The following is an 18,922-nucleotide window of genomic DNA, read 5'->3' on the forward strand; positions in this document are numbered from 1 at the left end:
GACAGGTCCTTAGCCCAGGTCGCCGAAACGAACCTGCAAAGCGGTAATTGCGGTGAGCGCGGTGGTTTCTGTACGCAAAACGCGTGGCCCCAGCAGGATATCAGTAAATCCATAGTCTGTGGTCATGGCAATTTCTTCGGCGGATAATCCGCCCTCCGGCCCAATCAGCAGACGTACGCTGACTACCGGCAACGGCAAGGTATTGATGCTTTGGCTGGCGCGTGGATGCAGGTTCAGCTTGAGGCTATCGTCCTGCTCGGCGCACCAGTGTTCCAGAGTCATCGCTGGGCGGATTTCCGGAATGCGGTTGCGGCCGCATTGCTCGCAGGCCGCGATGGCGATTTTTTGCCACTGCTGGAGCTTTTTCTCCAGGCGCTCACCGTCGAGTTTAACGCCGCAGCGCTCGGAAAATAGCGGAGTGATCACGTTCACCCCCAACTCAATGGATTTCTGGATGGTGAATTCCATCTTTTCGCCACGGGAGATCACCTGGCCAAGATGTAAGTTGAGGGGGGATTCGCGATCTTCCAGTTGCCCGGCGTTGATCTGAACCAGCACGTTCTTTTTATCCACCCGGGTGATTTCTGCCTCAAACACCTGGTTGCTGCCATCGAACAGTTGCAGTGCCTGCCCGGCGCTCATCCGCAGCACGCGGCCGACATGATTGGCGGCATCCTCGCTCAATGCAATTTCTGCACTGGCGCTCAAGGGCTCTGGATGGTAAATGCGGGGTTTACGCATAATGATTGTCAGATCCTGGCTCAATGAAACGGCGCTGCCGATGGGCAGCGCGAAAGCACTATAGTAGGTCAGCCTTTTTGCTGCTGACAAGCCTGTTGAATATAAGGGTTGTGATTCCCTTGTACTATGGCGATGCGTGCTTCACGTTGACATTCCCAGGCGCTGACCGGATATAGGCGGTTCCAGGCTTCAAACAGCTGGGTTTGCTGGCGTGAAAGCGGCAACTGGTAGCGATCGCGCATGTAGAAGTAGGTGCGGGCGATGGCACCTCGCGCACGGGCCGGTGGCTCGGCCTGCTTGTTCTTGAAGTCCACCTTCATTTGGCACTGTCCGTATTGCCCTTCGCCACCCCGCCACTGGCTGTACATAAAGTTATTACGGTCACCGTTTACTTCACCGATGGCGGGTTGCAGGTTGTGCAGATCGATCTCTATCTGGCGATAAACCGGATCCTTGTTGCAGTTTTTACGCCCACCCTGTTGCCAGCACTGCAACTGATGGCCGAACTGCCAGGCCGGAACCACATGTTCCCACTCGATGCGCCCGGCGCGTTGGGCATTTTTACGGACCTGATAGCCGCAGCTAGCGAGATCGGGAATGCCTTTCTTACCTTGCCAGTCGATCTTGCAGCCACAATAAAAGCTGCCTGGGGCGTCCTGGTTGATTTTGGCGGCAGCAGCCTTGGCCTGGGTAAAGTTATTAATCCCCTTGGCTAGCGTGCCGCTGGAGGCCGTCAATACGACTAAAAATAAAATTTTGCGATGCATATTCCAAAACAGCTCAAAATTGGAAAGGCAGGCAGGGTAACGGAAGTCACCGACAGGTGCAAATAGAGATAATGGATTGTTTTAACTTATAAATATTATTGTTAACGGCGTTGATTAACCGGAAAATGTCAGCTTTTCACCGCACTGGCGGCAGCGGTATTCGCTCTCGCCGCGCATCACCCGATTATGGCGGCGCAGGGTCAGCTGATGCTGCTGGCAATCGCAGCGGTAGGGAAAGGTTTTGCTCTGTACCGAGCGAGTCTCAAACTGGTGGGTACGGCTGGCGGGAACCTGCAATACGTTTTCCATCATCCAGCGCCATTCCCGGCCATGCGGCGGCACGCGGCCAAACTGGCGGAACACCAACAGGTGAGCCAACTCATGGGGGACCACTTCGTCGATAAACGGCTGTTGGTTTTCCATCAGCAGCACTGGGTTGAGGCGGATTTCCCAGGCTTGCAGCCAGGCGGTGCCCGCGCTGGTACCGCGTTGCTGATACAGGATCTTGGGCTCTGGGAACTCGACGGCAAAATGCTGCCGCGCCAGCTGCAATTTGTCTCGCAGGCAGCGCATTACCGCCTGTTGCAGCGCAATGGGGATTCTTACTCTGTTCATAATGGCGCTAGCTTAAGCAATGATGCGGCGGCTGGCAACGGGAGCAGTAAGGAAATCGCTTCTGGGGGGCAGCTATTTTCCCACAATGATAAGCCGATCGACTCACATCGATTGTAATCATTGTGTTAACTGCGGGATAATAATCCGTGCATGATGAGTCTGTACCCGCAGTTCTCACCGGATGAGGTCAGAAAAACATCGCCAGCGTTAAGTCCCTACGTTAATACAGGTTATTTTGCGATTTGGCGCAATAACTGACTACCTAAAAATACGTAAGGTGTGGGGAGTTTTTTTGACGCAGCGCGCCCCGAGCACGCTGGGTAAGTGTGAATTTAACGCAGCTGATGTTGCAAGTGAGAGATCAATGTCGAATAAACCGTTCCATTATCAAGATCCGTTCCCGCTGAAGAAAGACGATACCGAATACTATCTGCTAAGCCGTGACCACGTTTCCGTCGGCGAATTTGCCGGCCAGGAAGTCCTCAAGGTTGACCCGCAAGCCCTGACCCTGCTCGCCCAGCACGCTTTCCACGACGCCTCGTTCATGTTGCGCCCTGCGCACCAGCAGCAGGTGGCGGATATCCTCAATGACCCCGATGCCAGTGAAAACGACAAGTACGTTGCGCTGCAATTTTTGCGTAACTCAGAAATCGCCGCCAAGGGTATTTTGCCAACCTGCCAGGATACCGGCACGGCGATCATCATGGGTAAAAAGGGCCAGCGCGTCTGGACCGGTGGTGGGGACGAAGAAGCCCTGTCGCGTGGGGTATATAACACCTTTATCGAAGACAACCTGCGCTATTCGCAAAACGCCGCGCTGGATATGTACCAGGAGGTCAACACCGGCAGCAACCTGCCTGCGCAGATCGATCTCTACAGCGTGGATGGTGACGAGTATAAATTCCTGTGTATCGCCAAGGGCGGTGGTTCGGCCAACAAAACCTATCTGTATCAGGAAACCAAGGCGCTGCTGTCCCCAGGTAAGCTGAAAGACTATCTGGTCGACAAGATGCGTACTCTGGGCACCGCGGCCTGCCCACCGTACCACGTGGCCTTTGTGATTGGTGGCACTTCGGCGGAAGCCACGCTGAAGACCGTGAAGCTGGCTTCAACCAAATACTATGATGCGCTGCCAACCGAAGGCAACGAACATGGCCAGGCGTTCCGCGATGTGGCACTGGAAGAGGAACTGCTGAAAGAAGCCCAGAATTTGGGCCTGGGTGCACAGTTTGGCGGCAAATACTTTGCCCACGACGTGCGCGTAGTGCGTTTGCCACGCCACGGCGCTTCTTGCCCGGTGGGGATGGGGGTTTCCTGCTCCGCCGACCGTAATATCAAAGGCAAGATCAACCGTGAGGGGATCTGGCTGGAGAAACTGGAGCATAACCCAGGTAAATTTATTCCACAGGAACTGCGCCGCGCGGGTGAAGGGGAAGCGATCAAGGTGGACCTGAACCGCCCGATGGCCGATATTCTCAAGCAGCTGTCACAGTATCCGGTGTCTACCCGTCTTTCCCTGAGCGGCACCATCATCGTTGGGCGTGATATTGCCCATGCCAAGCTGAAAGAGCGTCTGGATCGTGGCGAAGGTTTACCGCAGTACGTGAAAGATCACCCGATCTACTACGCGGGCCCGGCCAAAACGCCAGAAGGCTATGCTTCAGGTTCTCTGGGGCCAACCACGGCAGGGCGCATGGACTCCTATGTCGATCTGTTGCAGTCACACGGCGGCAGCATGATCATGCTGGCCAAAGGTAACCGCAGCCAGCAGGTGACGGATGCCTGCCACAAGCACGGCGGATTCTATCTTGGCAGCATTGGTGGCCCGGCGGCGGTGCTGGCACAGCAGAGCATCAAGAGCCTGGAGTGTGTGGAATATCCTGAACTGGGTATGGAAGCTATCTGGAAAATCGAAGTGGAAGATTTCCCGGCCTTTATTCTGGTGGACGACAAAGGGAATGATTTCTTCCAGAAGATCCAGGAATCTCAATGTACGCGCTGTGTGAAGTAATCTGATTGATAGCCGCCCCTGGTGGGCGGCTTGTACTTTGAGTAACAAGCTGTGATGTTTGTGATGAATTCGTCAACCTTTGTAAAATAGTGTCGTCGCTTTGGACGCTCTAAATAAATCTGTATACCATTGCCGTGGACAATTTTGGCTAGGAAGAGTAATGGTGACGCAGGAAACGCATATCAAAGAATTACTGGTCTGGATAGAAAATAACCTACGCAATCCACTATCACTGGATATTGTTTGCGAAAAATCCGGCTACTCGAAATGGTATCTGCAGCGCATGTTCCGCCGACAGACCAACCTGCCACTTGCTGCTTATATCCGCGCCCGTCGCCTCTATCTGGCGGCCTTTTCATTACGCTTTACGCAGAAAAGCATTCTGGATATTTCGTTGGAATATCAGTTCGATTCCCAACAGACATTCTCACGCTGTTTCAAAAAACATTTCTCTGTCACACCTAGCGCCTACCGTAAGGCCCAGAATTGTGATTTCAGCCATCTGGTGCAATCGCTGTCGCTGAATCAACCTAGCGATATCTCTATTGATTATGTTGAGGTTAAACCAGACAGCTACTCGCTGGCCGGTCAGTATTATTCTTATCACATCGAAATTGAACAGTTGGGCGAATCCCACGCGGCAATTCGTGATGGAATAAAGGATCGTTTTTGTGACGAGTTTAGTTTAAATCCAGATAAACTTTATGCACTAACCAATTTTACGCCGGATGGTGAGCGGGTGAAGGTCGACTATTTTGTTGCGGTTGATAAAGCGATCGCCAAAGGTAAATCTTTGCCGGAACTTCCGGAAATCAGCGGCGGTTATTGTCGCTTTCGCTATGCTGGCAAACCGGTGGCCCTTCACGAGCATATTGCCAGCGTTTATACCAAACTTCTGCCGCAGTTTAATCTGGTACGCCGGGAAGGGTACGATATTGCGCAGCATAGCTACTCGCTCGATGGTGACGAAGAGCTGTACCTGGAATATGAGTATCTCATCCCAATAGTGCCAGACAAAGCCTTCGCAGAGAAAACCAGCCCGCGCTCCTGATTGCCGTTGCGGATGTAAATACCGCCCGAAACGGGCGATAATCAAAGACCTCGATCAGTGTGAACCAATCTCCCGTAACGGTTTCCCTGCCATCAGATTTCGCTCGATATGTTCCAGAGAAATATTTTTGGTTTCAGGTATCAGGGCAATGGTAATGAAGATAAAGACCAGGTTCAGCCCGGCATAGATCCAGAAGGTATGCGCGCTGCCCAGGCTGTTGAGCATCGTCAGGAAGGTGGCCCCCACGATCATGTTGGCGATCCAGTTTACCGTCGTTGAGCAGGTGATACCGAAATCACGGCCTTTAAGCGGTTGGATCTCTGAACATAATACCCAAATCAGCGGGCCGGCACTCATGGCAAAACCGACAATAAACATCATCAACATCAGTATCGCGAAGTATTGAGCCGCAGGCGTATTCATGCCGATATTCATCATGGTGCCCAATGTCCCCATGCCGATGGCCATCACTAGGAAGCCCAGCTTAAGCGTAGGTTTACGGCCCCAACGATCCACCAGGCCGATGGCAATAAAGGTTGCCAGCACGTTCACTAACCCGACGATCACCGTTCCCCACATTTGTTGCGCTGTACTGGCAAAACCGGCCAGATCGAAAATTTTCGGCGCGTAATACATAATGACATTCATGCCGGTGAACTGCTGCATAACCTGAAGCAATACGCCAAGATAGACCGCACGGCGGAAATTCTTGTTGTCTTTGAACAGTGCCCAACCGCTTTGCTTGATTTTCAGGCTTTCACGGATCTCATCCAGTTCGGCTTTCGCCTGTTCGGTCGTATCTCGCAGCATTTCCAGCACTTTCCTGGCTTCTGCATCACGGCCACGTGACGCTAACCAGCGAGGGCTGCGGGGCAGGAAGAACACGCCAACGAACAGCAACAAAGCCGGAAGGGTGATAATACCCAGCATCCAGCGCCATGAACCGCTGTAGCTGAAAGCCGTATCGGACAGATAAGCCCCCAGGATCCCTATCGTAATCATTAGCTGGTACATGGAAATCATGCTGCCGCGAATGCGTTCAGGCGCGATTTCAGAAAGGTACAGCGGGGCAGTGAAGGATGCGATGCCTACTGCCAGGCCGAGCAGAACGCGGGAAACCAGCAGAATGTCGTTGTTGGGGGCGAAAGCAGAGCAAAGCGAGCCAATGACAAACAGCACGGCGCCAATCATCAGGCTGTATTTGCGCCCCAGCCGGTAAGAGAGCCAGCCACTGCCGACAGCGCCAACTGCTGCACCGAACATCATTGAGCTCACCACCCATTCTTGTTGTTGGGAAGTGATTTGGAATTCATGAGCAATAAAAGGTAATGCTCCGGCGATCACGCCGATATCCAGCCCAAACAGTAAGCCTGCCAGTGCTGCCAGAAAACAGACAAAGAAGGTCACTTGGGCATTCGATCTGCCTTTACTTGTTGATGATGTACTCATAACGGCCTCGGTTAACCAGATAGATGATTCGTTAATAGGCAATGTTATTGGTCTAGGTGATGATTTAACGTGCTATCGATCACATTTGGTGTAATCGGTTACACTCAATGTGTTTATGGCTTACGATTTAACATCATGAATATGAGATGTTAAACCATGGTTTAAAATAGGATTGGTGATTTTATATGCCAATTTGTGTAATCGCTTTCATTTTGACCGGCCAATGATTTGTCATAGCCGAAGGATCGCGTCAGGTATTCAAATGGGTTGGCGGAGTTGGTTCTTCTGCTGCACGATATCGGCCATCACGGCCAGCGCGATCTCCGCCGGGGTTTTACTGCCAAGCGGCAGGCCGATCGGCGCATGGATACGGCCGAGTTCCTGTGGGCTGAATTCGGCGATCTGTTGCAGCCGCTGGCGGCGGCGATCGCTGTTCCGTTGGGAACCCATCGCGCCGATGTAAAACGCCGGGGTGTAGATCGCCTCCATCAGGGTTAAATCATCCATACGCGGATCGTGGGTCAGCGCCACAATCGCGGTGTTGGCGTGGCAACCGCCTGCCTCAATGAATTTGGCTGGGAACTGGCGTAGCAAGGTGATATGTGGTTTGAGCTGTGTGGCGAAGTTTTCCAACGCTTCCGGGCGGTTTTCGCATACCAACACTTCAAAGCCGAGTGCGCTGGCAAAGTCGGCGCAATACAGCGCGACGCTAGAAAGCCCGGCAATCAGCAGCCGAGGAGCGGCGGCGATGTGCAACTGGATCTCCTGTTGGTTGCGCACGACCTGGGTGGCGCTGGCAAAGCTGGTGGTTTCCAGCGCGCTACAGGCATTGGGCAAGGTCAGGTGCTTGACCAGGGCATGATGGCCAGCCAAGGCCTCGGCGATATTACGCAAGTAGCTAATGCTGGCAGGGCCTGCGGGCAGATGCTCGATCAATACGTCCAGCACGCCACCACAGGGCAGCGCCACGCTGGGGGTTAGCCCGCCAGCACCATAGCGGATCACCTGACTGGCGGCTTGATATTCCCCCTCAGCCAGACGGCGCAAGAAGTCTTCTTCCACGCAGCCACCGGATAACGATCCACAATAGTGTCCGTCGCGGGTAGCCACCATCAACGCGCCTGGAGAACGTGGTGATGAGCCGTACGTGTTCAATACGGTACACAGCCACACCGGCTGCTGTTCCAGCCAGTTGATTGCCTGGCCAACTACGGTGATATCAAGGTGTTGCATTAATTAATGGACTCATTCGCTACTAGCTGGGAAGGGAGATCGATATCTTGCACGATGCCCGGTTGGTCGAGATGGAGTAGGTAAACCTCCCCGTGACTGCGTAGCAGCTCTCGCGCACCATTATCGCCATGCAATGCACACAGTTGTTTGCGCAAAATGGCGGTGAACCCCACTGGATGGCCGGGTTGGTGCTGGAAACTGGGGCGAACGATGTTGTGTTGGCTCAGCGCTGCTGCTACCTGCACAAAGATCTGCGGCGAGACAAAAGGCATATCCGCTAAATGGATCAGCCAGCCATTCCAGTTTGCGGTTGCGGCAACGCCTGCGGCAATAGATTCACCCAGCCCACCGCTGGCCAGTAAGGTGCAGGGAACCTGATATGCGGCACAAACCTGTTGCACCGGCAGGTTTTCTGGCCGGGTGACGACCTGCACCGGTAAACCGGAGGCTAGCGCCTGTTGCAGCGTATGTTCGAACACCGTCTTGCCCTGTAATAGGGCGTTAAGCTTGTTGCCACTGCCACCGGCCTGAATAAAACGCTCACCCCGCCCGGCGGCGGTAATCACGATACCTGTCGTCATCTCTTTTGCCCGCGTTTGCGCAAATCAGCCACACTATAGATGCATTACATGTTTCCAAGTGTTTCATTTTATGAAAACAAAATGTTAATACTCACATAATTTTGGTTATAAGCTTATGATTATAACGTCTTCGGCAAGGTTACCAGCGGTTGCGCAACAAAACCGATAAAAAACGACTTACCTCCAGCCTTCGGGTTAAGGCGCTAATGCCTGCATCTAGATGTTAGGGGGTAGATAAGAACGTAAAGGATATTTTATGAGCAATTTCAACCCGTCACGACGCCGTTTTATCAAGGGTGCCGTGATAGCGGGGGTGTCAGTCTACCTCGCGCCTCTTTACAGCCGCGCTTATGCCGCGCTGTTTGAGCAGAAGATCCTGCAATCGCCCAACTGGGATGCGCAGACTAAACGCATTCGCTACCGTATCGATGGCCGCTCCAAGGTCATGGGCCAGAAAGTGTTTGCCCGCGATATTCGTGCCGTTGATATGCCACACTGGCCGCAGCAGCAGGCTCATGCCTTTATTCTGCGCGCCACGAAAGCCGATCGTCTGTTTACCGGTATCGATCTCTCCCTGCTGGGTGACGATCTGCAACCGGATCGGATAGTAACGGCGGAAGATCTTGAGCGTGATGGTTTGGCCTTCCCGGCGTTTTATGGCGATGACATGCTGCTGCCCACAGGGAAAACCCCAGCCTATCTCGGCCATGCGGTGGCAATCCTGATCTATCATGATTTTGCTCGTTTCCGCTTTGCCAAAGACAAGCTGAAATTCCACGACGAAGTGATCCAGTATGGTACTGAAACCGGCCCGTTACAGCGCGATCCATGGGGCAGCTTCCGCTACGTGCGCGTCGGGGGCGAAAAGCCATTCGATGACGATCGCTTCTCCAGCCTGAAAGATACCCCTATCTTCCCACTTTCGATGCGCAGACATCTGCCGGTGTGGCCGGAAGGGCGTGAGGGCGGCAAGCTGGATCAGGAAGGCATGTACTACGCCGGGATGATTGCCGACCAACTGCAAACCCCACCGCAGGACTGGTTGGTAATGTCACGCCGCTATACCACGCAATCCGTTGATACTTCGGCCCTGGAGCCGGACAACGCCAATGGCTGGTTTGATACCGCCAGCCAGACCCTGCATCTGGTGATCCCGACCCAGTCCCCGCAGGAGGTAGCGGACGAAATGCCACGCATGTTGGCCAAACGTCATCAGCCGGTTAAACAGCTAATCCTGCACCCGTGCTACACCGTGGGCTACGGCTCGAAAGATCACTATAACTTCCCGTATTACGGTGCGGTTGCCGCGCTGTACGGTGACGGGCTACCGGTGCGGCTGGCTAATGACCGCTATGAGCAATTCCAGACCTCGATCAAACGCCATGCCTTCGATATGGATTACCGCATTGCGGTAGACAAACAGACCGGCGTATTGCAGGCCTTCCAAGGGGCAATGACCGCCGACGGTGGTGGGCGCTGTAACTTTACGCCATCGGTAGTGATGGTGGGGGCTACGGCGGCACAGTCGATTTACTACTTCCCGAAAAGCGATCTTTCCTCGGTCGGGCTGGCCTCTCGTGCCATCGATGCGGGTTCCGCACGCGGTTACGGCACGTTGCAAAGCATGGCCGCCACCGAGATGATGATGGACGAATTGGCACAAGAGCTGAAGCTCGATCCGATCGAGTTTCGTTTGCGCAACGTGCTTAAGTCCGGCATGAAAAATACCCAGGGTGCAATCCCGGCAGGGGCTATTCGCGCCGATGAAGTGCTGGTGAAAGCCTCACAACATGAGATGTGGCGCAAACGAGCCGAGCGTAAGGTGGAGTTTGAGAGTAAGAATCCCGGCAAACGCTATGGCGTAGGCTTTGGCTGCGTGCAGAAAGATTTTGGCACCGGGGCTGAAACCTCCTTTGCTCGTGTGGAGTTCAGCGAGGACGGGCGTATCTCGCTGTATCACAGCGGGGCCGAAATGGGCACCGGCATGTCAACGTCGCAGTCGGTGCTATGTGCACAATGGCTGGGGAAACCGGCAGATGAGGCTCATTTCTCGGTGACCGATTGGTCCCTGTTGCCGATGGTGACCAGCGGCGATCCCTACACGATGTCGCAGGATGAGCAGGACAAGCTGCAAACCAACCCGAACTGGACACCAAGCTACTGTTCTCCTTCCAGCGCCAGCAATTCCGCTTACTATTTCTCGCACAGCACGCGTGAAGCGGCCCGGCTGGTGTTTGAACAGGGGCTGTGGCCTGCCGCGCTGTCTATCTGGCAGTCGGGTATAGGTGGTGGCCAGGCGGCACCGCTGGTGGTGCGTAAAGAAGATGCTCGCTGGGTGGAAGGTGGCCTGACGGCGGCCGGTATGCAGATATTGCCGTTTGAGCTGTTGGCGAAGAAAGCCTATCAGATGGGCAACCTGACCGGCGCGGTGGTGCATGTCTTCAACCGCTGGCAGTGGGCGGAAGCGGACTTCAAGCTGAATAATCACAGCGAGCGCCTGCCTGTCGACGGCTTGTCGATACGCACTGGCCACGGCGAGTTTAGCGCTCTGGAGCGTGAGCAGGTTTATTACCCGCCAACCCAGCGTAATAACGCCGCTGTGACCTATTACAGCGCCGTGGGTACGCTGACGGAAATAGCGGTGGATATCGCCACCGGCAAGGTCGAACTGCTGAATCATCATTCGATCATGGAGTGTGGCAACCTGATCGTGCCTGAGCTGGTTTCTGGCCAGTTGCAGGGCGGTTTGGCGATGGGGATCGGCCATGCGCTGCATGAGTATTTACCGCTGTACGAAGATGGGCCGGGTAACGGCACCTGGAATTTTAACCGTTACCATTTGCCGCGCGCCAGCGATGTGGCGGTTTGGAAACAGACCGGTGACATCCTGCCTGCGCTGTCGGAAACCGATCCGCCGAAAGGAATGGCGGAAGTCGTCATGATCCCGGTGGTCGCTGCACTGGTTAACGCCATTGCCCATGCCACCGGTCATCGTTTCCGTGATTTGCCCGTCCGTGCCGAAAATATTCTTGAGGTGTTACCATGAGCATTAAAACCCAACCCATTACCCTGACCATTAACGGCAAACAATATGGCCCTATCGAGGTACCGGAAGGGCTGATGATGATCGATTTTCTGCATGAATATCTCGATCTGACTGGATCACGTCTCGGCTGCGGGCAGGGTATTTGCCACGCCTGCGTGGCGATCCTCGACCATCCAAGTGGCACCAGCGAAGAAATCCGTACCTGTATCACCGGTGCTCACTTTTTCAATGGCAAACAGGTACGCACCATCGAAGGCGTTGCGCAGGTGGATAATCAGGGCGAAGTGGTTGAACTCTCGCCTATCCAGCAGTCGTTCCTCGATCACTACAGCTTCCAGTGTGGCTATTGCACGCCGGGCTTTGTCAATGCGGCCACCATCTTTGTCGAGAAGCTCAAGCGTGAGCCAATCCTGCGTGACCAGTTGGAAGGCGCGATTGAGCAGGCGTTGGAAAACCATATTTGCCGCTGTACCGGCTATGTCCGTTATTACGAGGCGGTGCGTGACGTGGTGCTGAAAACCCCAGGCCTGCTGAAGGAGACGGCGTAATGAAAAAACGTCTCGCATTGTTGATTGTGCTGATTGCGGCGATTGTCATCGCCGTGCTGTGGTGGCGGGAAAACCGCAGCTACGACGGCCCAGTCCAGCAGGTTACCGCCAGCAGCGAACAGATTGCCCGTGGGCGTTACCTGACGCAGGCTGCCGACTGTGCCGCCTGTCATACCGCCGCTGGTGGGGCACCGCTGGCGGGAGGCTATCCGCTGGATACCCCGTTCGGCACCATTTATGGCAGCAACTTGACGCCTTCTGCCGATCAGGGTATTGGCCGCTGGACCAAGGATGATTTCTTCCTGGCGTTGACGCAGGGGGTAGCTCCGGGTGGCCGCCATCTGTACCCGGCGATGCCTTATACCTCCTACAAAGGCATTTCGCGTGAGGATGCGGATGCTATTTATGCCTATCTGATGTCGCGCCCGGCGGTGGATGTGGCCATTCCAGCCAACGAGATGCCATTCCCGTTCAACCAGCGGATGGCGTTGATCGGTTGGAATTTGCTGTTCCGCAACAGCGATCCGTTACCGGCCAGCTCGGAGGGGAACTCCGCCGAATGGCAGCGTGGCCGTTACCTGTCTGACGTGCTTGGCCACTGTGGTGAATGCCATACGCCACGGGGCATGCTGGGGCAGATGGAACTGAGCAAGCCGATGCAGGGCGGCGATCTGGGGCGGTTTATCTCACCGGATATCACGCCACAGGCTTTGGCTCAGCGCGGCTGGACGCCAGAGGATCTAAGCCGTTTCCTCAGCACCGGGTTAGCGCCGCAGGGCTCGGCGTTTAGCGAAATGCACATGGTCGTCGATCTCAGCACTCGTCATTTGACGCCGGAAGATCATCGGGCGTTGGTGACCTACCTGATGGGCGACAAGCCACCACAGCCGGTTGCCGCTAAAATCGGGCAGGGCAGCGATGCCGGGCGTATCACCTATCTCGATCAGTGTTCCGCCTGCCATGAGCGTGATGGTGCAGGTATACCGCATGTTGCAGTAGCGATGCGTGATAACGCCACGCTGCGCCAACCAGACGGCAAGAACCTGATCGTTTCGGTGCTGGACGGGCTACCAGCGCAGCAGTTCCCCGGCAACGAAAGTATGCAGAGCATGCCGGGCTTTGCCGATCGTCTGGATGATGCGCAAATTGCCGAGCTGGTGAATTACCTGCGTGTCACTTGGGGTGGGCTGCCAGCGGATATCACCGCCGAGCAGGTGAAGGCTCTGCGCAACGCCCATTAATAGTGAAGAAAAACAATAGGCCCGCATGCGGGCCTATTGATCGTCAACAACGATATCAGTGGGTATTGGTCGCGCTTACAGCACGCTGGCCGCGCTGCTTGATGAAGTAACCGATGCCGAGAATAGCGAGCCATACCGGGATCAGCAGCACGGAAATCTGGATCCCCGGTGTCAGATACATAATCACCAGAATGGCGGCCAAAAAGGCCAGGCACAGATAGTTACTGAACGGATACCAGAAGGCCTTGAACTTCGGCTCGACGCCTTCTTGGTTTTTCGCCTTGCGGAATTTCAGGTGTGCCAGGCTGATCATCGCCCAGTTGATCACCAGGGCAGACACCACCAGCGCCATCAGCAGCTCAAAGGCACGGCCTGGGATCAGGTAGTTAATCAGCACGCACAGTGCGGTTGCCAACGCAGAGAAACCGATGGCAACTACCGGCACACCGCGGCTATCCACTTTCAGCAGGGCTTTCGGGCCATTACCTTGTTTGGCCAGGCCGTACAGCATGCGGCTGTTGCAATAGACGCAGCTGTTGTAGACCGACAGCGCAGCCGTCAGCACCACGATATTGAGCACCGTTGCGACCATATTGCTGTTCAGCGCATGGAAGATCAGCACGAACGGGCTGCCGCCTTCGACCACTTTGCCCCACGGATAGAGTGACAGCAGAATAGTCAGCGAACCGATATAGAACAGCAGGATGCGGTAGATCACCTGGTTGGTGGCTTTTGGGATACTTTTTTCCGGGTTATCGGCTTCGGCGGCGGTAATGCCCACCAGCTCCAATCCACCGAAGGAGAACATGATCACCGCCATCGCCATGAGCAGCCCCATGGTGCCGTTCGGGAAGAACCCGCCCTGGGCCCACAGGTTGGTGACGCTGGCTTCCGGGCCGCCGAGGCCGCTGAACAGCAGGTAGGCCCCAAAGGCGATCATGCCGATGATGGCGACTACTTTGATGATGGCGAACCAGAACTCCATTTCACCATAGACCTTCACACTCGACAGGTTGATGGCGTTGATGGCCAGGAAGAACACGGCAGCGGAGATCCAGGTTGGGATCTCCGGCCACCAGTACTGCACGTAAATGCCCACCGCGGTCAGTTCCGCCATGGCAACCAGCACGTACAGCACCCAGTAGTTCCAGCCGGACGCGAAACCGGCGAAGTTCCCCCAGTATTTATAGGCGAAGTGGCTAAACGATCCGGCCACCGGCTCTTCAACCACCATTTCACCCAGTTGACGCATGATCAGGAAGGCAATAAAACCGCCAATTGCATAACCAAGGATGACCGACGGACCGGCCATTTTTATTGTTTGAGCGATACCGAGGAACAGACCGGTACCTATTGCGCCACCTAAGGCGATCAGCTGGATATGGCGGTTTTTCAGGCCGCGCTTTAGCTGGTCGCCATGCTGTTGACCATCCATCAATGAAACCCTCTGTGCTGACATAATGCTCATTACCGTAAAGTAATGATTACGATGTGTGTTGTTTTTTGTTTACGACGTTATAGCTATAAATTCTACGGTGTCGCTACCGTTTGGCAGAGAATAATGGTATGTGCGAAAGTTTGCACCTGCTTTGTTGTTCGAATGATGAAGATTGCAGCAGTTTAGGCAACAAAATGCGGGTTGTGTGACGAGCGGGGGGATTGCGTGCACGAAATAAGCAATAACTCACAGAATTGGCAAAAATAATCGCCATTGTTGTTGTTTTTTTGTTAACGGGGAGGGGCTGGGGAAGCGGTAGTAAAGCGAAAATAACCCTTAATCTCCTTGCCATATAACCCCGGCATTCTTCTAACCAGAGGTTTCACAAAAGTTAAATTTGGCGACTACCTCGTAAATGGTATTACCAACGCTGGGTTGCCGGTTTGCAAAGGCTTATGGATTGAAGTGTTAAAATGTGCGGCATTCATGATTTCGATCAAGGCCCATATGGACAGGAGGTGAATACTTTGTTACTTTACCGTCACGTTTTTGAAATTGGTATTACCAATTGACTCCGGGCACTTCGCAGAGAAGAAATCACCCATGGCCTACAGCAAAATCCGCCAACCCAAGTTGTCAGATGTTATCGAGCAGCAGCTCGAATACCTGATCCTCGAGGGTACGCTACGTCCAGGCGAAAAGCTGCCTCCAGAGCGCGAGCTGGCGAAACAGTTTGATGTTTCCCGTCCTTCTCTGAGAGAGGCAATTCAGCGTCTGGAAGCTAAAGGGCTGCTCCTGCGTCGCCAGGGAGGCGGCACCTTTGTACAAACTAATCTGTGGCAGAGCTTCAGCGATCCGCTGGCTGAACTGCTGGCCGATCATCCTGAATCACAATTCGACCTGCTCGAAACCCGTCATGCCCTCGAAGGTATCGCTGCCTATTATGCGGCGTTGCGTGGGACTGACGAAGATCTGGCGCGCATCCGCGACTGCCATCATGTGATCCAGCAAGCTCAGGACAGTGGCGATCTAGACGCCGAAGCCGACGCGGTCATGCAATACCAAATTGCCGTGACCGAGGCTGCCCACAACGTTGTGTTACTCCATCTGCTGCGCTGTATGGGCCCGATGCTGGAACAGAACGTTCGTCAGAACTTTGAATTGCTCTACTCGCGCCGTGAGATGTTGGCAACAGTGAGTAGCCATCGCGCCGGGATCTTTGAGGCGATTGTGGCACGCGAACCTGAAAAGGCCCGTGAAGCCTCGCACCGCCATTTGGCGTTTATCGAGGAAATTTTGCTGGATCTCAGCAGGGAACACACCCGGCGTGATCGATCGCTGCGGCGTCTCCAGCAACGCAAGGATTAAGAGTGGTTCTCTTCAAGGCACACCAGCTTGTAGAGATAAAGCTCGGAGTGCTTAGTTAAGTACTTAAGCGGCAACCAAACTGATGAGCCTGTCTTCGTGCGTTTTATGACAGAACGCACGAAGACAGGCTCCAAACAAACCATTAGACAGATAAGGAATACCACCATGTCAGAACGTTTAAACAATGACGTGGATCCGATCGAAACCCGCGACTGGCTGCAGGCGATCGAATCGGTCATCCGTGAAGAGGGTGTTGAACGCGCTCAGTTCCTGATTGATCAGGTGCTGGGAGAAGCCCGCAAGGGCGGTGTTAGCGTTGCAGCGGGTGCTGCGGCTAACAACTACGTCAACACCATCGCGGTAGAAGACGAACCGGCATACCCGGGCAACCTGGATCTGGAGCGTCGTATTCGTTCTGCTATCCGTTGGAACGCCGTGATGACCGTGTTGCGTGCTTCCAAGAAAGATCTGGATCTGGGCGGCCACATGGCTTCCTTCCAATCTTCTGCGACCTTCTATGAAGTCTGCTTTAACCACTTCTTCCGTGCTCGCAACGAGAAAGACGGCGGCGATCTGGTTTACTTCCAGGGCCACATCTCTCCGGGCGTTTATGCACGTGCCTTCCTTGAAGGCCGCCTGACCGAAGATCAAATGAACAACTTCCGTCAGGAAGTGCACGGTAAAGGCCTGTCCTCTTACCCGCATCCAAAACTGATGCCTGAATTCTGGCAGTTCCCGACCGTCTCCATGGGTCTGGGCCCGATCAGCGCCATCTATCAGGCCAAGTTCCTCAAGTATCTGGAACACCGTGGTCTGAAAGACACCTCTGGCCAGACCGTTTATGCCTTCCTGGGCGACGGCGAGATGGACGAACCAGAATCCAAAGGTGCGATCACCATCGCAACCCGTGAGAAGCTGGACAACCTGGTCTTCGTCATCAACTGCAACCTGCAGCGTCTGGATGGCCCGGTCACTGGTAACGGCAAGATCATCAACGAGCTGGAAGGCATCTTCGCAGGTGCTGGCTGGCAGGTGCTGAAAGTGATCTGGGGCGGTCGTTGGGATGAACTGCTGCGTAAAGATACCAGCGGCAAGCTGATCCAACTGATGAACGAAACCCTGGACGGCGACTACCAGACCTTCAAATCCAAAGACGGCGCTTACGTGCGTGAGCACTTCTTCGGCCGCTTCCCAGAAACCGCCGCGCTGGTCAAAGATATGACCGACGACGAAATCTGGGCGCTGAACCGTGGTGGTCACGATCCGAAGAAAGTCTTTGCTGCACTGAAAAAAGCGCAGGATACCCAAGGCAAACCAACCGTGATCCTGGCCCATACCATCAAAGGTTACGGCATGGGTGAAACTGCGGAAGGTAAGAACATCGCTCACCAGGTGAAGAAAATGAACATGGAAGGGGTTCACCACTTCCGCGATCGTTTCAACGTGCCAGTGGCCGATGCCGATATCGAAAAACTGCCATACATCACCTTCGAGAAAGAGTCCGAAGAGTACAAGTATCTGCACGAACGCCGTCAGGCGCTGCAAGGCTATGTACCGACTCGTCTGCCGAACTTCACCGAGAAGCTGGAAATGCCAGCTCTGGAAGATTTCAGCTCACTGCTGGAAGAGCAGAACAAAGAAATTTCTACCACCATCGCCTTTGTGCGTGCCCTGAACGTGATGTTGAAGAACAAGTCGATCAAAGATCGCTTGGTGCCAATCATCGCCGACGAAGCGCGTACCTTCGGTATGGAAGGTCTGTTCCGTCAGATCGGTATCTACAGCCCGAACGGCCAGCAGTACACCCCGCAGGACCGTGAGCAGGTTGCATACTATAAAGAAGACGAGAAAGGCCAGATCCTGCAGGAAGGTATCAACGAACTGGGTGCAGCCTCTTCCTGGTTGGCCGCAGCGACTTCCTACAGCACCAACGATCTGCCAATGATCCCGTTCTACATCTATTACTCCATGTTCGGTTTCCAACGTATCGGCGACCTGTGCTGGGCAGCGGGTGACCAACAGGCGCGTGGCTTCCTGATCGGCGGGACTTCAGGGCGTACTACCCTGAACGGCGAAGGTCTGCAGCACGAAGATGGCCACAGCCACATTCAGTCTCTGACCATCCCTAACTGCATCTCTTACGATCCGGCTTACGCGTATGAAGTCGCGGTGATCATGCATGACGGCCTGGTGCGTATGTACGGTGACGCGCAAGAAAACGTCTACTACTACCTGACTACGCTGAACGAAAACTACCACATGCCAGCCATGCCACAGGGCGCAGAAGAGGGTATCCGTAAAGGTATCTACAAGCTGGAAACTCTGGAAGGTAGCAAAGGTAAAGTACAGCTGTTGGGCTCCGGTGCGATCCTGCGTCATGTGCGTGAAGCTGCGCAGATCCTGGCGAAAGACTACGGCGTGGGTTCTGACACCTACAGCGTAACTTCCTTCACCGAACTGGCGCGTGATGGTCAGGACTGTGAGCGTTGGAACATGCTGCACCCAACCGAAACCCCACGTGTGCCTTACATCGCTCAGGTGATGAACGAGGCGCCAGCGGTAGCGTCTACCGACTACATGAAGCTGTTCGCAGAGCAGGTTCGTACTTTCGTACCAGCCAGCGATTATCGCGTACTGGGTACTGACGGCTTCGGTCGTTCAGACAGCCGCGAAAACCTGCGTCACCACTTCGAAGTTGATGCTTCCTACGTGGTGGTTGCTGCTCTGGGTGAACTGGCTAAACGCGGTGAAATTGAAGCTTCTGTGGTCGCTGATGCGATTAAGAAATTCGACATCAACCCAGAAAAAGTTAACCCGCGTCTGGCATAAGAGG

General features: G+C 54.5%; 14 protein-coding genes. 7 read left to right on the forward strand and 7 right to left on the reverse strand.

Annotation, left to right across the window (positions count from 1 at the left end):
* Positions 1-9 precede the first annotated feature (9 nt).
* The 3 genes from rsmE to ACKWMY_RS02660 all read right to left on the reverse strand — a co-directional run bounded on the left by rsmE (position 10) and on the right by ACKWMY_RS02660 (position 2,123).
* Positions 10-741, reverse strand: a complete 732-nt coding sequence (gene rsmE / locus ACKWMY_RS02650) for a 16S rRNA (uracil(1498)-N(3))-methyltransferase (protein ID WP_024528354.1) — start codon at positions 739-741, stop codon at positions 10-12.
* A gap of 68 nt (positions 742-809) precedes the next feature.
* Positions 810-1,508, reverse strand: coding sequence for a deoxyribonuclease I (endA, locus tag ACKWMY_RS02655; RefSeq protein ID WP_024528353.1), 699 nt, complete (start codon positions 1,506-1,508; stop codon positions 810-812).
* Positions 1,509-1,622: 114 nt separating this feature from the next.
* Entirely contained in the window at positions 1,623-2,123 is a 501-nt protein-coding gene (locus tag ACKWMY_RS02660) for a SprT family zinc-dependent metalloprotease (protein WP_021806282.1), read from the reverse strand.
* Positions 2,124-2,487: 364 nt separating this feature from the next.
* Here ACKWMY_RS02660 and fumA point away from each other — a divergent pair, with 364 nt between their 5' ends.
* Both fumA and ACKWMY_RS02670 read left to right on the forward strand, forming a co-directional pair.
* Entirely contained in the window at positions 2,488-4,134 is a 1,647-nt protein-coding gene (gene fumA, locus ACKWMY_RS02665; RefSeq protein ID WP_024484031.1) for a class I fumarate hydratase FumA, read from the forward strand.
* 160 nt (positions 4,135-4,294) lie between these two features.
* Entirely contained in the window at positions 4,295-5,185 is an 891-nt protein-coding gene (locus tag ACKWMY_RS02670) for a helix-turn-helix domain-containing protein (RefSeq protein WP_098929816.1), read from the forward strand.
* Positions 5,186-5,239: 54 nt separating this feature from the next.
* Here the strand turns inward: ACKWMY_RS02670 and ACKWMY_RS02675 are convergent, their stop codons facing one another.
* The 3 genes from ACKWMY_RS02675 to ACKWMY_RS02685 form a co-directional block, all read right to left on the reverse strand.
* Entirely contained in the window at positions 5,240-6,634 is a 1,395-nt protein-coding gene (locus ACKWMY_RS02675; protein WP_409485845.1) for a sugar porter family MFS transporter, read from the reverse strand.
* A gap of 258 nt (positions 6,635-6,892) precedes the next feature.
* Complete coding sequence (locus ACKWMY_RS02680; RefSeq protein ID WP_065684547.1) at positions 6,893-7,867, reverse strand: XdhC family protein; 975 nt, start codon at positions 7,865-7,867, stop codon at positions 6,893-6,895.
* Positions 7,867-8,448, reverse strand: coding sequence for an NTP transferase domain-containing protein (locus tag ACKWMY_RS02685; protein WP_161711681.1), 582 nt, complete (start codon positions 8,446-8,448; stop codon positions 7,867-7,869). Before ACKWMY_RS02685 ends, ACKWMY_RS02680 begins: the two co-directional genes overlap by 1 nt.
* A gap of 256 nt (positions 8,449-8,704) precedes the next feature.
* Between ACKWMY_RS02685 and ACKWMY_RS02690 the strand changes: the two genes are divergently transcribed.
* The 3 genes from ACKWMY_RS02690 to ACKWMY_RS02700 are packed head-to-tail and all read left to right on the forward strand — an operon-like array spanning position 8,705 to position 13,283.
* Entirely contained in the window at positions 8,705-11,494 is a 2,790-nt protein-coding gene (locus tag ACKWMY_RS02690; protein WP_065684545.1) for a xanthine dehydrogenase family protein molybdopterin-binding subunit, read from the forward strand.
* Positions 11,491-12,042: a (2Fe-2S)-binding protein gene (locus tag ACKWMY_RS02695; protein ID WP_065684544.1), complete on the forward strand. Its 552-nt coding sequence runs from the start codon at positions 11,491-11,493 to the stop codon at positions 12,040-12,042. Before ACKWMY_RS02690 ends, ACKWMY_RS02695 begins: the two co-directional genes overlap by 4 nt.
* Positions 12,042-13,283: a c-type cytochrome gene (locus ACKWMY_RS02700; protein WP_409485846.1), complete on the forward strand. Its 1,242-nt coding sequence runs from the start codon at positions 12,042-12,044 to the stop codon at positions 13,281-13,283. Before ACKWMY_RS02695 ends, ACKWMY_RS02700 begins: the two co-directional genes overlap by 1 nt.
* 55 nt (positions 13,284-13,338) lie before the next feature.
* On the opposite strand, the gene ACKWMY_RS02705 is transcribed toward ACKWMY_RS02700, so the two are convergent.
* Positions 13,339-14,718 carry an amino acid permease gene (locus ACKWMY_RS02705; RefSeq protein ID WP_074029640.1) on the reverse strand — a complete coding sequence of 460 codons (1,380 nt, stop codon included), beginning with the start codon at positions 14,716-14,718 and terminating at the stop codon, positions 13,339-13,341.
* A 606-nt stretch (positions 14,719-15,324) separates the two neighbouring features.
* On the opposite strand from ACKWMY_RS02705, the gene pdhR reads away from it, so the two are divergent.
* A complete protein-coding gene (gene pdhR, locus ACKWMY_RS02710; protein ID WP_021179689.1) occupies positions 15,325-16,089 on the forward strand; it encodes a pyruvate dehydrogenase complex transcriptional repressor PdhR in 765 nt (254 codons plus the stop codon).
* Between the two features lie 165 nt (positions 16,090-16,254).
* Positions 16,255-18,918 carry a pyruvate dehydrogenase (acetyl-transferring), homodimeric type gene (gene aceE, locus ACKWMY_RS02715; RefSeq protein WP_024528344.1) on the forward strand — a complete coding sequence of 888 codons (2,664 nt, stop codon included), beginning with the start codon at positions 16,255-16,257 and terminating at the stop codon, positions 18,916-18,918.
* The last annotated feature ends 4 nt before the right edge of the window (positions 18,919-18,922 follow it).

This window comes from Serratia sp. J2, from assembly GCF_046269175.1.
Classification (GTDB): domain Bacteria; phylum Pseudomonadota; class Gammaproteobacteria; order Enterobacterales; family Enterobacteriaceae; genus Chania; species Chania fonticola_C.

Bases quoted from the DNA above. Each gene is read 5' to 3' on its own strand.
- rsmE (WP_024528354.1), bottom strand. From the start codon at position 741: ATGCGTAAACCCCGCATTTACCATCCAGAGCCCTTGAGCGCCAGTGCA.
- endA (WP_024528353.1), bottom strand. From the start codon at position 1,508: ATGCATCGCAAAATTTTATTTTTAGTCGTATTGACGGCCTCCAGCGGC.
- ACKWMY_RS02660 (WP_021806282.1), bottom strand. From the start codon at position 2,123: ATGAACAGAGTAAGAATCCCCATTGCGCTGCAACAGGCGGTAATGCGC.
- fumA (WP_024484031.1), top strand. From the start codon at position 2,488: ATGTCGAATAAACCGTTCCATTATCAAGATCCGTTCCCGCTGAAGAAA.
- ACKWMY_RS02670 (WP_098929816.1), top strand. From the start codon at position 4,295: ATGGTGACGCAGGAAACGCATATCAAAGAATTACTGGTCTGGATAGAA.
- ACKWMY_RS02675 (WP_409485845.1), bottom strand. From the start codon at position 6,634: ATGAGTACATCATCAACAAGTAAAGGCAGATCGAATGCCCAAGTGACC.
- ACKWMY_RS02680 (WP_065684547.1), bottom strand. From the start codon at position 7,867: ATGCAACACCTTGATATCACCGTAGTTGGCCAGGCAATCAACTGGCTG.
- ACKWMY_RS02685 (WP_161711681.1), bottom strand. From the start codon at position 8,448: ATGACGACAGGTATCGTGATTACCGCCGCCGGGCGGGGTGAGCGTTTT.
- ACKWMY_RS02690 (WP_065684545.1), top strand. From the start codon at position 8,705: ATGAGCAATTTCAACCCGTCACGACGCCGTTTTATCAAGGGTGCCGTG.
- ACKWMY_RS02695 (WP_065684544.1), top strand. From the start codon at position 11,491: ATGAGCATTAAAACCCAACCCATTACCCTGACCATTAACGGCAAACAA.
- ACKWMY_RS02700 (WP_409485846.1), top strand. From the start codon at position 12,042: ATGAAAAAACGTCTCGCATTGTTGATTGTGCTGATTGCGGCGATTGTC.
- ACKWMY_RS02705 (WP_074029640.1), bottom strand. From the start codon at position 14,718: ATGGATGGTCAACAGCATGGCGACCAGCTAAAGCGCGGCCTGAAAAAC.
- pdhR (WP_021179689.1), top strand. From the start codon at position 15,325: ATGGCCTACAGCAAAATCCGCCAACCCAAGTTGTCAGATGTTATCGAG.
- aceE (WP_024528344.1), top strand. From the start codon at position 16,255: ATGTCAGAACGTTTAAACAATGACGTGGATCCGATCGAAACCCGCGAC.